Source organism: Variovorax sp. GW821-FHT10D07, assembly GCF_059415325.1.
This window is the reverse complement of sequence record NZ_JBWKMZ010000003.1, coordinates 87,222-102,487: the sequence shown is the minus strand read 5'-3', so window position 1 is coordinate 102,487 and position 15,266 is coordinate 87,222. Positions and strand designations below refer to the sequence as shown.

11 protein-coding genes and 2 riboswitches are annotated in these 15,266 nt (G+C 70.7%); of the genes, 10 read left to right on the top strand and 1 reads right to left on the bottom strand.

What is annotated here, in order from left to right; translation table 11 throughout:
- Positions 1 to 49 precede the first annotated feature (49 nt).
- The 9 genes from AC07PU_RS10900 to AC07PU_RS10860 all read left to right on the top strand — a co-directional run bounded on the left by AC07PU_RS10900 (position 50) and on the right by AC07PU_RS10860 (position 11,978).
- On the top strand, positions 50 to 1,372 hold the full coding sequence (locus tag AC07PU_RS10900; RefSeq protein WP_495317407.1) for an MFS transporter: 1,323 nt from the start codon (positions 50 to 52) through the stop codon (positions 1,370 to 1,372).
- Positions 1,373 to 1,404: 32 nt separating this feature from the next.
- Positions 1,405 to 2,478, top strand: a complete 1,074-nt coding sequence (locus AC07PU_RS10895; protein WP_495317406.1) for a porin — start codon at positions 1,405 to 1,407, stop codon at positions 2,476 to 2,478.
- 24 nt (positions 2,479 to 2,502) lie between these two features.
- Entirely contained in the window at positions 2,503 to 4,026 is a 1,524-nt protein-coding gene (locus AC07PU_RS10890) for an FAD-dependent monooxygenase (protein WP_495317404.1), read from the top strand.
- 4 nt (positions 4,027 to 4,030) lie between these two features.
- Positions 4,031 to 5,374, top strand: coding sequence for an amidohydrolase family protein (locus AC07PU_RS10885; RefSeq protein WP_495317402.1), 1,344 nt, complete (start codon positions 4,031 to 4,033; stop codon positions 5,372 to 5,374).
- The gene (locus AC07PU_RS10880; RefSeq protein ID WP_495317400.1) at positions 5,371 to 6,330 is read left to right on the top strand and encodes an alpha/beta hydrolase; all 960 of its coding nucleotides are present in this window, start codon (positions 5,371 to 5,373) and stop codon (positions 6,328 to 6,330) included. The genes AC07PU_RS10885 and AC07PU_RS10880 overlap by 4 nt, the downstream gene beginning before the upstream one ends.
- A 22-nt stretch (positions 6,331 to 6,352) precedes the next feature.
- Positions 6,353 to 6,436, top strand: a riboswitch (glycine riboswitch).
- A gap of 20 nt (positions 6,437 to 6,456) precedes the next feature.
- Positions 6,457 to 6,563: riboswitch (glycine riboswitch) on the top strand.
- 15 nt (positions 6,564 to 6,578) lie between these two features.
- Positions 6,579 to 7,778 (top strand): glycine cleavage system aminomethyltransferase GcvT, encoded by a 1,200-nt coding sequence (gcvT, locus tag AC07PU_RS10875; RefSeq protein WP_495317398.1) that lies wholly within the window; start codon positions 6,579 to 6,581, stop codon positions 7,776 to 7,778.
- Positions 7,779 to 7,861: 83 nt separating this feature from the next.
- Complete coding sequence (gcvH, locus tag AC07PU_RS10870; RefSeq protein ID WP_495317396.1) at positions 7,862 to 8,233, top strand: glycine cleavage system protein GcvH; 372 nt, start codon at positions 7,862 to 7,864, stop codon at positions 8,231 to 8,233.
- 75 nt (positions 8,234 to 8,308) lie between these two features.
- The gene (gene gcvP / locus AC07PU_RS10865; RefSeq protein WP_495317394.1) at positions 8,309 to 11,221 is read left to right on the top strand and encodes an aminomethyl-transferring glycine dehydrogenase; all 2,913 of its coding nucleotides are present in this window, start codon (positions 8,309 to 8,311) and stop codon (positions 11,219 to 11,221) included.
- 25 nt (positions 11,222 to 11,246) lie between these two features.
- Positions 11,247 to 11,978, top strand: coding sequence for a Crp/Fnr family transcriptional regulator (locus AC07PU_RS10860; protein ID WP_296724845.1), 732 nt, complete (start codon positions 11,247 to 11,249; stop codon positions 11,976 to 11,978).
- Here AC07PU_RS10860 and AC07PU_RS10855 read toward each other — a convergent pair.
- Positions 11,921 to 13,486: an alpha/beta fold hydrolase gene (locus AC07PU_RS10855; protein WP_495317391.1), complete on the bottom strand. Its 1,566-nt coding sequence runs from the start codon at positions 13,484 to 13,486 to the stop codon at positions 11,921 to 11,923. The genes AC07PU_RS10860 and AC07PU_RS10855 overlap by 58 nt on opposite strands.
- Before the next feature lie 270 nt (positions 13,487 to 13,756).
- On the opposite strand from AC07PU_RS10855, the gene AC07PU_RS10850 reads away from it, so the two are divergent.
- Positions 13,757 to 15,208 carry an MFS transporter gene (locus tag AC07PU_RS10850; RefSeq protein ID WP_495317389.1) on the top strand — a complete coding sequence of 484 codons (1,452 nt, stop codon included), beginning with the start codon at positions 13,757 to 13,759 and terminating at the stop codon, positions 15,206 to 15,208.
- The last annotated feature ends 58 nt before the right edge of the window (positions 15,209 to 15,266 follow it).

The following is a 15,266-nucleotide window of genomic DNA, read 5'->3' as shown; positions in this document are numbered from 1 at the left end:
CAACGAGCCATCGCGAGCTCGCAGAACAAGCAACCGGAGACAAGACAAGATGCAAGACCAACGCAAGCGCGCACGCGCGCAGTGGGCCCTGGTGGCCTGCCTGACCCTGCTGAACATGCTGGCCCAGATCGACAAGAACATCCTGGTTCTGATGGTCGGTCCGATCCAGCGCGACTTCGGCGTCAGCGACATCCAGATCAGCTTCCTGATCGGCACCGCCTTCGCGGTCGCCAACATCCTGGTCGGCCTGCCGGCCGGCTGGCTGGCCGACCGCTTCGACCGCCGCCTCGTGATCGCCACCGGCGTGCTGGTCTGGTCGGCGGCGGTGGCGGCCAACGCGGCGGCCACCGCCTTCATCGCGCTGGTGATCGCGCGCGCCGTCGTCGGTGCGGCCGAGGCGCTGACGCCCCCCTCTTCCTATTCGCTGATCCGCGACGGCGTGGACGACCGGCGCCGCGCCCGCGCGCTCTCGGTCTACACCATGTCGATGATGCTGGGCACCGGCCTGTCGCTGGTGCTCGGCGGGCCGCTGCTGCACCTGGTGCAGGCCTCGGGCATCCATGCGCTGCCCTTCGTCGGCGAGGTCTCGGCCTGGCAGCTGACGCTGTTCATGATCGGCGTGGCCGGCCTGCCGCTGAGCCTGCTGATCTTCTGCTTCAAGGATCCGCGCTCGCAGCGCGATGCGGCCGCTCGTCCGCAGGAGAGCCTGCGCACCGTGCTGCGCTGGCTGGCCGGCCAGCGGCGGCTGTTCGTGCCGCTGTTCGCCTTCGCGGTCGGCAGCTCGATGATCGGCTTCGGCATGGCGGCCTGGATACCCACCATGATCGCGCGCCGCTACGGTCTCGAGCTGCGCGACATCGGCCTGATGCAGGGCGGCCTGCTGCTGACGATGGGCCCGCTCGGGCTGTGGCTGGTCGGCGTGGCGCTCGACCGCGCCACCGGGCTCGCGGCGGTCGCGCGCATCGGCGCGGTGGTGGCCGCGGCCACCACGCTGTTCAGCGTGTCGATGTGCCTGACCGGCGATCTCACGGCCTTCTGGCTGCTCGATGCGCTGGTGGTGCTGTGCTCGTGGAGCTTCATGGCGGTCGCCTCGACCTTCGTGGCGCGCACCGTGCCGGCCGGCGGCATCGGCATGGTGATGGCGATCGTACTGGTGCTCAACGGGCTGATCGCCCAGTCGGGCTCGCCCACGCTGATCGCACTGGTGGCGCGCCATCTCTACGACGGCCAGGCCCTGGCCCTGCCCTCGGCGATGGCCACGGTGTTCGCGCTGTCGGGCTGCATCGCGATCGGCGCGGCGCTGCTGCTCGGCGGCCGGCTCGCGCGGCGCGAGACCTCGGGCGCGGCCCTCGAGCGGCGGATGTCGTCGTGATCCCGCAGCAGCCTTCCGGGAGCCACACCCTCATGATCCAACGCAACACCCAGGCCCTGCTGCTCGCCCTGTCGGGACTCTCGCTGGCGCAGGGCGCGCAGGCGCAATCGGAACTCAAGCTGTCGGGCCTGCTCGGCAGCGGCGTGCTCTACACCCGCGACTCGGGCGGCCGCAGCCAACTGCAGATGACCTCGACGCATGCCGCGCCCTTCCTGGCGCTGACCGGCAGCGAATCGCTGGGCGGCGACCTGCGCGCGATCTTCCGCTGGAGCAACTCGGTCTTCGTCGACAGCGGAACGCTCGCGCCGCTCGAGAGCTACATGGGCCTGAGCTCGGGCACCTGGGGCACGCTCACGCTGGGCGCGATGTACGACCTGCTCGCCGACGCGACGCCCTTCACCTCGGAGCGCTACACCTCGCTGCTCGCCACGCATCCCGGCAACCTGGACCGCACGGTCGGCAACTCGCTGAGCAACCTCGTCAAGTACAAGTCGCCGGTGTTCGGCGGCTTCCAGTTCGGCGCCATGTACGGCTTCGCGGAGCCGGATTCGACCACCAACGTCGGGCGCGCCGTCGGCGCGGAACTCAGCTATGCCAGCGGTCCGCTGCAGGCGCTCGCGATCTGGGAGTCGGTCCGGGGCATCCCGTACGCCCCCGCGACCCGGCTCGGCGTGCCCAGCCTCTACGGCGTCGACTTCTCCAAGGCCCCGGGCACGACCCTGTCGCAGACGCAGGACACGGCCACGGTCGGGCTGGCCTACACCAGCGACGGCTGGCGCTGGATGGGCAACTACAGCCACACGCGCCTGTCGGCGGCCGGACTGCAGCAGACGGAGACGGCGCGAACCCTCGACGTCGGTGCCTACAAGTACCTCACGAACCAGTTGCGCATCGGCGGCGGCTATTCGCTCACGAAGCTCGCGAGCTACCGCTGGGATCAGGTCCATGGCCATGTCGACTACGCGCTGTCCAAGCGCACCAGCCTGTACCTGCTCGGCGTGCTGCAGAAGGCGGGGCCCGGGCAGAAGGCGGTGCTGCGCAGCCAGGCCGTCGCGGGCGGCCGCCGCCAGTCGGCGTTCGAAGTCGGCATGACGCACGCCTTCTAAAAAGTTTTCTTCCAAGGAGATCGAGTGACCGGAGATTCAATGCAGTGGGACGTGATCGTCGTCGGTGGCGGCCCCTCGGGCCTGACCATGGCGGCCGAGTTGGCGGGTTCGGGCGCGCGCACGCTGGTGCTGGAGCGGCGCATCGAGGGCGTGCAGTCGCGCGCGGGCACGCTGCTGCCGCGCGTGCTCGAGCTGTTCGACGCGCGCGGCATCGCCGACCGCTTCATCGAGCGCACGAGGCGGATCCTCGACTACCCCTTCCGTTCGAGCCACATCTGGGCCGGCTTCCAGTCGATCGAGTGGGAGCACCTCGACACCCGCTTCGGCTTCACGCTCGGACTGCCGCAGAACATGACCGAGGAGATCCTCTGGGACTGGGCGGCCGACAGCGGCGCCGAGCTTCGCCGTGGTGCCGAAGTGCACGCCGTGCGGCAGGATACGGAGAGCGTGGAGATCGAGGTGGCCGACCCGTCGGGCGCAGTGTCGACGCTGCGCGCCAGGTACCTGGTGGGCGCCGACGGCGGCCGCAGCACCGTGCGAACCCAGTGCGGCCTGCCCTTCGAGGGCCACTCGGGCACCTTCCGCGGCATCGTGATCGACGCCGAGCTCAGCGCGCCCTGGCCCGGCGGGCGCACCGGCGCCGACAACGAGATGGGCTGGGTGCGCGGCTATGCCTTCGGCGAGGGCATCACGCGCTTCAACATCGTGCACCGCGACCGCCGCCATGCGACCAAGGACGAGCCGGTGACGCTCGAGGAAGCGAAGCAGTGCCTGCGCGACGTGCTCGGCAGCGACTACGGCATCGAGGGCTTCCGCTGGGCCTCTCGCTTCGACGACCAGATGCGCGCCGTGCCACGCCTGCGCCAGGGGCGCGTGTTCCTGGTCGGCGAGTCGGCGCGCATCCACTACCCGGCCAGCGGCGTCGGCATGAACTTCTGCCTGCAGGATGCCTTCAACCTGGGCTGGAAGCTCGCGAACGTCGTCACGGGCGTAGCCGGCGAGGCCACGCTGGACAGCTACGACGCCGAGCGCCTGCCGGTGATGCATGCGCTGCTCGAGAGCGTGAAGGCGCAGTGCGTGCTGCAGTTCAATTTCGAACCCGACGCGGTGGCGCTCAAGCGCCGGCTCGCGCGGCACATCATTCCGCTGCCCGAAGTGCAGCGCCAGTTGGTGCTCGAGTTGTGCGGGCTCGAGCAGCCCTATCCAGGTCGCGCCCGGGAGGCCGACCGCCACCCGCTGGCCGGCCAGCGGCTGCCCGACTTCGACCTCGTCACGCGCGACGGCCGCTCGGTGCGCGTCGCCGAGCTGCTGCGCGAGCGGCGCTTCCTGCTGCTCGATCTCGAGGGCAATTCGCGGCAGTTCGAATCGCTGGACTTGCAGGGCCTGCCCGTGACCCTGGTGCCGGCCCGCGTGGCGCGCGTGCCGCCCGCCATGCGCGGCGTGCAGGCGATGCTGGTGCGGCCCGATGCCTATGTGGCCTGGGCGAGCGCGGACGTGGCGCGCGCCGCCGAGGTCGAGACCGAACTCTGGCGCTGGATGAAGAGGTGATGTGATGAAGAACGACCACAGGCCACTGCTGATCGCGGGCGGCTGGGTGCTGAGCATGGACCCGGCCATCGGCGAGCTGCGCCGTGGCGACGTGCTGATCGAGGGCGAGCGCATCGTCGCGATCGCGCCGAGCATCGATGCTCCCGATGCTGAACGGATCGAGGCCGACCGCATGATCGTGCTGCCCGGCTTCGTCGACACGCATCGCCACACCTGGCAGAGCTGCGTGCGGCATCGCTATGCCGACATCGATTCGCAGATCTACTTCGCCGAGATGCTGGGCGCCAAGGGCGCGGCCTATCGGCCCGAGGACGTCTACACCGGCACCTTGCTGGGCGCGGTCGCGGCGCTCGACAGCGGCATCACCACGATGCTCGACTGGTCGCACGTGCAGAACAGCCCCGAGCATTCCGACGCGGCGATCGCGGCGCTGCGCGACGCCGGTATCCGCGGCGTGTTCGCGCACGGCTGGCCACTGGTCGACGGCGCCTCGTGGATGTTCGGCAGCGAGCGCGGCCATCCGCAGGACATCCGGCGGCTGCGCGAGCGCTACTTCTCGAGCGACAACCAGCTGCTCACGCTCGCGATGGCCGCGCGCGGCCCCGAGATGGCGCAGCGCGAGACCTGGCTCGGCGACCTGCGGCTGGCGCGCGAACTCGGCATCCGCTCGAGCATCCACATGGGCGCCTACGCGCGCAACGCCGCCGTGCGCGGCATCGCGCAAATGCACGAGGCCGGCGTGCTCGGCGACGACCTGACCTTCGTGCACTGCTGCTGCTCGCACCACGACGAGTTCTCGATGATGGCCGACGCCGGGGTCAGCGCCTCGCTCGGCGTGCACTGCGAACTCAATGCGCAGGGCATGGGCGACATCCCGTTCGACCGGCTGCTGGCCGTGGGCATCCGGCCCAGCCTCAGCGGCGACACCGAGACCAAGTGCGCGGGCGACATGTTCACGCAGATGCGCCATGCCCTGGCCTATTACCGCTCGTGGATGGGCGGGGGCCATTCGAAGACGAAGAACGCCCCGGCGACGCTGGGCCTGCGCGACGTGCTCGGTTTCGCCACCCTGGCCGGCGCGCAGGCGAACGGACTCGCGCACAAGGTGGGCTCGCTCACGCCGGGCAAGCAGGCCGACGTGGTGCTGATCCGCGCCGACGACCTGAACCTGGCGCCGGTCTCGGACGCGGTCGGCGCGGTGGTGCTGGCGGCCCATCCGGGCAATGTCGACAGCGTGTTCGTCGCGGGCCGGCCGGTGAAGCGCGACGGCCGGCTGCTCGATGTGGACCTCGATCGGCTGCGGCAGCGCGCGGCGGATTCGCAGGCTTATGTGCTGGGGCTGGCATGAGCGCCGCGCTCGATCCCCAGCTCGCGACGATCGTCGCGGCCATGCGCGCCCACGGGGCCCCACCACCGTTCTCGGGCACGCCCGCCGAGGCGCGCGAACGCATGCGCCGCGCGGTGATGGCGGCGCGCGAGCGCACGACGCTGCCGGTCGTGGCTTCCACCGAGGACCGCGTCGCCGAACACCAGGGCCTGCGCGTGCCGGTGCGGGTCTACCGGCCCGTCTCGGCCGAGGCCGTGCTGCCGACCGTGGTGTTCCTGCACGGCGGCGGCTTCGTGCTCGGCAGCGTCGAGCTGATGGACGACATCGCGCGCAAGCTCTGCCGCGACGTCGAGGCCGTGGTGGTCTCGGTGGACTACAGGCTGGCGCCCGAGCACCCGTTCCCGGCCGCGCACGACGATGCACTGGCCGCGACCCGCTGGGCGCTGGACCATGCGGAAATGCTCGGCGGCGATCCGTCCCGGGTCGCCCTGGCCGGCGAAAGCGCGGGCGCCAACCTCGCCGCCTGCGCCGCGCTGGCGCTGCGCGGCCATGCACAGCCGCTGGCGGCCCAGCTGCTGGTGGTGCCGGGCCTGGACATGGCGCGCGACGTGGCCGCGATCGAGGCCCGCGGCATCGACTATCCGATGCTCGCGCCCGCCGACTTGCGCGAGATCGCCCGGCTCTGCATGGGCGCCTCGGCCCACCGCGCCACCGAGGTGCCGCCCTCGCCGCTGCGCGCGGCGGAGCTCGCGGGCCTGCCGCCGACCCTGATCGCCGTCGCCGGCCATGACCCGCTGCGCGAGGAAGGCCTGGCCTACGCGCACCGGCTCGAGGCGGCCGGCGTGCCGACCCGGCTGCTGGCCTTCGACGACATGTTCCACCCCTTCTTCGGCTTCTTCGCCCACTCGGCCGCCGCCGGCCGGGCCCACGACGCCATCTGCCGGGCGCTGTCGGACCGGCTGCGCGGCCGCGGCTGAAGCGGCCCGCAATCCACTACACTCGCCGGGGTCAGGAGAGAGCCCCGCACGGGGCCGCCGAAGGCGCAGGGAACCCCCGAACGCTCAGGCAAAAGGACTGACACAGCGCCGGCCTTCGCGGGACGGCGTTTCCTTGCTGGAGAGAGGCCGGTGCCGCAGGCGCCCGGTCCACCGAAGGAGCAAACCCCGATCGTGGGGCGAATCTCTCAGGTAAAGCGGACAGCAGGGGTGGCCCCATGGCGCGAGCCATGGCATTCGATTGCTGCCCCCAGGAGTGCCCCGTGGCTGCTTCCGCCCCCGAATCCGAACTGCTCAAGACCCCGCTGTACGCGCTGCACCTGGAACTCGGCGCCCGCATGGTGCCCTTCGCCGGCTACTCGATGCCGGTCCAGTACCCGGCCGGCCTGATGGCCGAGCACAGGCACACGCGCGAGGCCGCGGGCCTGTTCGACATCTCCCACATGGGCCAGCTGCGCCTGTCCGGCCCCGATGCCGCGGCCGCCTTCGAGACCCTGATGCCGGTCGACGTGATCGACCTGCCCGCGGGCAAGCAGCGCTACGGCCTGCTGCTCGACGACCAGGGCGGCATCCTCGACGACCTGATGTTCTTCAACGAAGGCAACGGCTCGCTGTTCGTGATCGTCAACGGCGCCTGCAAGGTGGCCGACATCGCCCACATCCAGCAGAAGATCGGCCAGCGCTGCCAGGTGCAGCCGCTGCCCGAGCAGGCGCTGCTCGCGCTGCAGGGCCCGCAGGCCGCGGCCACGCTGGCGCGGCTGTCGCCCGGCATCGAGCGCTTCGTGTTCATGACCGGCGGCGCCGTGCAGATCGGCGGCATCGAAGCCTTCGTCACGCGCAGCGGCTACACCGGCGAGGACGGCTTCGAGATCTCGGTCGCCGCGAAGGAGGCCGACGCGCTGGCGCGGCTGCTGCTGGCCCAGCCCGAGGTCAAGCCCATCGGCCTGGGCGCGCGCAACTCGCTGCGGCTCGAGGCCGGCCTGTGCCTCTACGGCAGCGACATCGACACCGGCACCACGCCGGTCGAGGCTTCGCTCAACTGGGCGATCCAGAAGGTGCGCCGCACGGGCGGCGCGCGCGCGGGCGGCTTCCCCGGCGCCGAGAAGATTCTGGCGCAGCTCGTGGCCGCCACCGGCGCGGCCGGCCATCTCGACCACGACACGCTGAAGCGCCGCCGCGTTGGCCTGGTCGCGCTCGAGCGCATCCCGGTGCGCGACGGCACGCCGCTGCAGTCCTTCGAGGGCCAGGACATCGGCCAGGTCACCAGCGGCCTGCTGGGCCCGACGGCCGACCGGCCGGTCGCCATGGGCTACGTGGCCACCGCCTTCGCCGAGCCCGGCACCCGGGTGCAGGCCATCGTGCGCGGCAAGCCGGTGCCGATGGAGGTCTCGACCCTGCCCTTCGTGCAGACGCGCTACTACCGCGGCTGACGACCGGACATCCGGCGGACCGCCGTCGCGGCTAACCTACGCCCCGGCATCGGCCACTTTTTATCCACGAGGAGTTTTTCAACATGAGCATCAAGTACACCAAGGACCACGAATGGGTGCAGGCCGAGGGCGGCAACGCCACGGTCGGCATCACCGTCCATGCGCAGGACGCGCTGGGCGACGTGGTCTTCGTCGACCTGCCCGAGGTCGGCAAGAGCTTCGCCCAGGGCGAGGTCGCCGGCGTCGTCGAATCGGTGAAGGCCGCGGCCGACGTGTTCATGCCCGTCTCGGGCGAGATCACCGAAGTCAACGAAGCCCTGCGCGCCGATCCCTCGCTCGCCAACAGCGCGCCGCTGGCCGAAGGCTGGTTCTTCAAGGTCAAGCTGTCCGAACCGGCGCAGCTCGACGCGCTGATGGACGAAACCGCCTACGGCAAGTTCGCCGAGGAATCCTGAGCTCCTGAAACCGGATGGCCGGACGCGAAGGCTCGCGTCCGGAAGTCCGCTCCCCCTTCTCTTCCCCCGCCCGCCATGCCCACCCCCGCCGCCCTGCCCACCCTGCAAGAACTCGAGAACGCCGAGGAATTCATCGCCCGCCACATCGGCATCGATGCCGACGACGAGGCGCGCATGCTGCCCGTGATCGGGTCGGCCACGCGCGCCGAACTCATCGATGGCATCGTGCCCGCGGCGATCCGGCGCAGCAAGCCGATGCGGCTGCCGGCACCGGCCACCGAGGCCGACGCGCTGGCCGAGCTCAAGGCGATCGCGTCGAAGAACAAGGTGTTCCGCAACTTCATCGGGCAGGGCTACTACGGCACCCACACGCCGGGCGTGATCCTGCGCAACGTCCTCGAGAACCCGGCCTGGTACACGGCCTACACGCCCTACCAGGCCGAGATCTCGCAGGGCCGCATGGAGGCGCTGGTCAACTTCCAGACCATGGTCTGCGACCTCACGGGCATGGCGATCGCCAATGCCTCGATGCTCGACGAGGCCACAGCGGCCGCCGAGGCGATGACGCTGGCCAAGCGCAGCGTGAAGAGCAAGAGCAACGTGTTCCTGGTCTCGGGCGACTGCCATCCGCAGACCATCGAAGTGGTGAAGACGCGCGCCGCGCCGCTGGGCATCGAGGTCAAGGTCAGCACCGCTTCCGAAACCCTGCCGCACCTGATGGCCAGCGGCGAATTCTTCGGCGTGCTGGCGCAGTACCCGGCCACCACCGGCCACGTGCACGACCTGCGCCCGCTCGCGGGCCACGCCCACCAGTACGGCGCGGCCTTCTGCGTCGCGGCCGACCTGCTGGCGCTGACCCTGCTCACGCCGCCCGGCGAATGGGATGCCGACATCGTCTGCGGCACCACCCAGCGCTTCGGCATGCCGCTGTGCAACGGCGGCCCGCACGCGGCCTACCTGGCCTGCCGCGACGACTTCAAGCGCTCGCTGCCGGGCCGCCTGGTCGGCGTGAGCGTCGACACCCATGGCCGCCCCGCCTACCGCCTCGCGCTGCAGACGCGCGAGCAGCACATCCGGCGCGAGAAGGCGACCTCGAACATCTGCACCGCGCAGGTGCTGCCCGCGGTGGTCGCGAGCATGTACGCGGTCTACCACGGCCCCGACGGCCTCACGCGCATCGCGCAGCGCGTGGCCGCGCTCACCGCCATCCTCGCGCGCGGCCTGGCCCAGATGGGCCGCGAGCCGGTCAACGAGACCGCCTTCGATTCGCTGACCATCCGCACCGGCGACGACACCGCGAAGATCCTCGAGCGCGCGCAGGCCGCCAACGTGAACCTGCGCCAGCGGCTGCAGCAGCACCTGGGCATCTCGCTCGACGAGACCAGCACGCGCGCCGACGTCGAGACCCTGTGGGCGCTGTTCGTGCCCGCCGGCACGCCGATGCCGCGCTTCGAGGAGCTGGCCGCCAACACCGCGCCGCGCATTCCGCAGGCGCTGCGCCGCGCGAGCGCTTTCCTTTCGCACCCGGTGTTCAACACCCACAAGAGCGAGACCGCGATGCTGCGCTACATCCGCAGCCTGTCGGACAAGGACCTCGCGCTCGACCGCAGCATGATCCCGCTGGGCAGCTGCACCATGAAGCTCAACGCGACCAGCGAGATGATCCCGATCACCTGGCCCGAGTTCGCGAACATCCATCCCTTCGCGCCGGCCGAGCAGCTGCAGGGCTATGCCCAGCTCGACGCCCAGCTGCGCGCCTGGCTCTGCGAGGCCACCGGCTACGCGGGCATCAGCCTGCAACCCAATGCCGGCTCGCAGGGCGAGTACGCGGGCCTGCTGGCGATCCGCGCCTTCCACGAGGCCAAGGGCGAGGGTCACCGCAACATCTGCCTGATTCCCTCGTCGGCGCACGGCACCAATCCCGCGAGCGCGCAGATGGTGGGCCTGCAGGTGGTGGTGACGGCCTGCGACGCGCAGGGCAACGTGGACCTCGACGACCTCAAGCGCGCCTGCGAGAAGCACGGCAAGAACCTGGCCGCGGTGATGATCACCTACCCGAGCACGCACGGCGTGTTCGAGACCCGCGTGAAGGAGCTGTGCGAGCTGGTCCACGCGCACGGCGGCCGCGTGTATGTGGACGGCGCCAACATGAACGCGCTGGTGGGCGTGGCCGCGCCGGGCGAGTTCGGCGGCGACGTGAGCCACCTGAACCTGCACAAGACCTTCTGCATCCCGCATGGCGGCGGCGGCCCGGGCGTGGGCCCGGTCTGCGTGGTCGAGGACCTCGTGCCCTACCTGCCGGGCCATGCGACCGCGGGCGTGTCGGGCCATGGCGTGGGTGCCGTGTCGGCGGCGCCGCTGGGCAATGCGGCCGTGCTGCCGATCAGCTGGATGTACTGCCGCATGATGGGCGCGAAGGGCCTGCAGGCCGCGACCGAGACCGCGATCCTCAGTGCCAACTACATCAGCGCGCGGCTCAAGGACCACTACCCCACGCTGTACGCGAGCCCCAACGGCCACGTCGCGCACGAGTGCATCCTCGACCTGCGTCCGCTCAAGGACACCAGCGGCGTCACCGCCGAGGACGTCGCCAAGCGCCTGATCGACTACGGCTTCCATGCGCCCACGCTGAGCTTCCCGGTGCCGGGAACGCTGATGGTGGAACCGACCGAGAGCGAGCCGCTGGCCGAGCTCGACCGCTTCATCGAGGCGATGATCGCCATCCGTGGCGAGATCCGCCGCATCGAGGAAGGCGTCTGGCCGAAGGACGACAACCCGCTCAAGCACGCGCCGCACACGGCCGCGAGCCTGCTCGGCAGCGAATGGGGCCACCCCTATGCGCGCGAACTCGGCGCCTTCCCGCTGGCCGGGCTCAAGGACGCCAAGTACTGGCCGCCGATCGGCCGCGTCGACAACGTCTACGGCGACCGCAACCTGTTCTGCAGCTGCGTGCCCGTGGGCGAGTACCAGGAAACCGAAGCGGCCTGATCCGCGACGGGCCGGCCGACGCCGCATGGACCCCGGCGAGATCGCCTCGCTCAAGTCGCGCTGGCGCGGCTGCGTCTGGGCCCACACGCTGAGCGACGACGAGGCCGAGGTGCTGCTGCCGCAGCTGCGCTTCGTCGAACTCGCCGCTGGCCAGGCCATCTGGCACCGCGGCGATCCGGCCGAGCACTGGGTCGGCATGGGGCGCGGCAGCATGAAGCTGTGCACCACCTCGGCCTCGGGCAAGCCGGTCACCTTCATGGGCCAGGCCTTCAGCTGGGTCGGCGAGGTCGAGCTGATCCGCAACGAGCCGCGCTTCTGCGACGCGGTGGCGCTGTCCGACGCGGTGGTCATCAAGATGCCGAAGGCGGCCTTCTTCCACCTGCTCGACGGCAACCGCGCCTTCAACCGCTTCGTGCTGCAGCTGCTGAGCGAGCGGCTCACGCAGTCGATGGCCGTCACGCTGTCGGACCGCACGCTCGACCCGGTCGCCAAGGTCGCGCAGAGCCTGGCCTCGCTGTTCAGCCCGGCGGGCTTTCCGCCGCGCTCGCTCGAGCTGCAGGTGTCGCAGGCCGAGCTCGCGCTCTACTGCAATATGTCGCGCCCGCGGCTCAACGCGGCGCTGCGGCGGCTCGAGGCCGAGGGCCTGCTCACGTTGGGCTACCAGGTCGTGACCTTGCGCGACCTCGATGCGCTGCGCGCCTACCGCGCCGCGCCCTCGGCCGCGAGCGGCAGCCACACGCGGCCCGAGACCGCATAGGCGTTGTCGCCGGCGATGCCGGCCACCGGCGCGCCCGACGCGGGCGCCCAGACGTACTGCGCATGGGTGGCGAACAGCGCCACGCCGAGCTCGTCGCCGGGCCGCAGGCGCGCGGCCACACCGCCGAGCGCGATGCGCTGCCGCCCCGGCGGCGCGGGCACCACCTGGTCCGACAGCAGCATCAGCTCGCCGTTGCGGCGCAGCGCGAGCCCCACCAGGGCCACGCCGGGTCCGCCGGCCGCCCGCACGTCGAGCTCGGCCTCGGGCACGCCGGCCAGCACCGCGCCGCGTGGCGCATCGGTGAGTAAGGGAACGAAGACCGGCGCCGGCGAACCGGCGCGCACCTCGGTGAGCGCGAGGGCCGCGCCGAACTGCGCCGCGATCGGCGCCGTGCCCTCGAAGGCCGAGCCGTCGTCGAGCGCGATGCACAGCTGGGGCACCGAAGGCGCGGCCGGCTCGATGTCGCGCAGCTTGGCATCGAGCCAGCCGAGCATCGCGTCCATGGCATCGACGCCGCCGCAGCGCGCGGGCTTGTCGCGCTGCCCCGCGCGCGGATTCACATGGCCCGAGCGCAGCACCATGAGCCGCACGTCGCCGCCGCCGGCCTTCAGCTGGCGCCAGTTGCGCAGGCCCTCGTCCATGTCGAACAGCACGTCCTCGCTGGCCTGCACCACCAGCGCATCGACGCGGCGCGACGGCTGCCCGGCCCAGCTCAGGCCCGAGGGCCCGTGCGCCTGGTAGGCATCGCGCAGCCGCTGCGCATCGGCGCCCATGTCGTTCCAGGCCCAGGCTCCGGGCTTCGGCGCCGTCTCGCACAGCGGCCGCAGCAGGCCGCCGTCGCGCACCTTGCCGCGCTGCGCCATGAAGCATTCGAACTGCACGAAGCCCTGCTTGAGCACGCCCTGGGGCGCGAGCGAATGCTGCAGGTCGTACCAGGTCATCGACGGGATCGCGGTCGCGATGCGCGGCTCGAGTTGCGCGAGCTGCATCTGGTAGCCGCCGCCGTACGAGCCGCCGATGCTGCCGATGCGCGGCCTGCCGTCGGCGCCCTTGCGCAGCGGCAGCTCGCGCTCGGCCCAGTCGATCAGGCTGCGAATGTCGGCGATCTCGGCCTGCGGATCCATGATGCGGCTGTCGCCGCCGCTGTCGCCATGGCCGCGGTGGTCGAAGCTGATCACCGCATAGCCGCGCTCGACCAGCGTGGGCACGAGGCGGTCGACGCGCGACCAGTAGCTCGCGCCCGGATCGGTGTCGCGCGGCGGCAGTTCGCGCAGCCGGCCGAGGCCGAAGCCGCTCGCATGCAGCACCAGCGGATAGCCGCCCTCGGGTTTCGCATCGGGCAGGAACAGCGTGAACGCGACCTTGGTGCCCCTGGCCGCATCGGCGCCCGCGAGCGGATCGGGCACCGTCGATTGCAGCGCATGCTGCTGCACCGTGGCCGCGTGCGCCGCCGGCAAGGCCAGGCAGGCGGCGGCGCACAGCGCGATGGCGTGGATCAGGGTCTTCATGTCTCGTTCGCTCCTCGTCGTGTCTTTCGAAGCACGCGACTCTAGGAACGCGGGCCGCCGCTGTTTGTCCCCGCGGGAACAGATGCAACACGGTGGCTTCTGGCGGTTCTAGTGGTTAACACCGCCTCGCATCACATTCATTGACGGATTGAAAACTTCGCACTTAGAATTTCGGCGCAGGTTCAGATTTAAAGACCATCTGTGAGATGGCTTTGTCGCGCCTGCATGGTTTGCATCGTCTTCTTGCGGATTATTCCAATGGAGACAACTGTGCAACCCAACGCGCTCAAGATCCGCGGCATCGACGATGTCATCGCCTACCTGGATTCACGCCAGGGCATCAAGGGCCGGGCCGCCGTCATCTGGTGGCTCGCACTCGGCGGACTGTTCCTCGACGCCTTTTCCAATTCCGCACTGAGCGCGGGCCTCGGGCCCATGACGCGCAACCTCTCGCTGAGCGCCGCGCAGGTCGCGCTGATGACCTCGATGGCCTCGTGGGTCGCGATCGCCTTCAATCCCATCGGCGGCTGGATGGCCGACCGCTGGGGCCGCATCCGGCCGCTGATCCTCGCCAAGGTGCTGGCCGTGACGGGCGCGGTGATCGTGGTGTTCGCGCCGGGCTTCGAGACGATCCTGGTCGGCCGCTTCTTCGTGGGCGCCGCCTACGGCATCGACTTCGCGATCGCGATGGCGGTGCTGGCGGAGTTCACGCCGGCGCGCTTCAAGAGCCGGCTCAACACCTGGCAGGGCATGTGGTACCTGGCCGTGTGCAGCAACCTGCTGCTGGCGCTGATGTTCTATTCGTGGAACGTGGGCGACTCGATCTGGCGCTACTCGGTGGCCGCCACCGCGGTGTTCGGCCTCGCGATCCTGCTGCTGCAGTTCGCGCTGCTGGTCGAGAGCCCGGTCTGGCTCGCGCGCAAGGAGCGGCTCGACGAGGCCGCCGCCGCCATGAGCCGCATCTATGCCGAGCGCTTCGCCGCCGCGCCGCGCCACGAGCGCGTGCCGGTCACGAACCAGGCGCGCCGCGGCGCGGCCAACGTGCTGCTGATCTTCCGCGGCGTCTACCTGCCGCGCACCATCCTCGCGGCCACGGTGCAGATCGGCCAGTCGATCCAGTACTTCGCGGTCGGCTGGTACCTGCCGCTGATCAGCGCCACGCTGTTCGGCAAGGACTTCGCGCAGGCCACCATCGGCGCGCTGGCCTTCAACGTGTTCGGCATCTTCGGCGGCTTCCTTTCGCCGTGGATCGGCCGCAAGCTCGGCCTGCGCCGCGCCTCGGCCTTCGGCTTCGCGATGGTGTTCCTCATGCTGCTGACGCTGGGCCTGTTCCATGGCCGCATGCCCTTGTGGCTGGCGGTGGCGGTGCCCTCGCTGTTCATCCTGTTCCATTCGGGCGGACCGGGCGCCAACGGCAAGAGCCTGTCCTCGCTGTCCTTCCGCAGCGAACTGCGCGCGGGCGCCAACGGCATCATCGGAGCGCTCGGCTCCATCGGCGCGGCACTGGGCCTGCTGGTGTTCCCGCTGTTCCGCGAGAAGTACGGGCTCGAGCACACCTTCCTGATCCTCTCGGTGGTGCCGCTGATCGCGAGCGCGATCTGCTTCGCGATCCGCTGGGACCCGACCCGTACCGGAATCAATCCCGACAACGAAGCCGGCGCGCCGCAGTTCAAGGGCGACGCGCGCACCGGCATCCCTTCCGATTCGCGTAGGGCCTGTTAACACTATGCAAGGGGTCGCGAAGCTCGCCAAAGCCCGCCCATCAAGGCGCGCGACGACG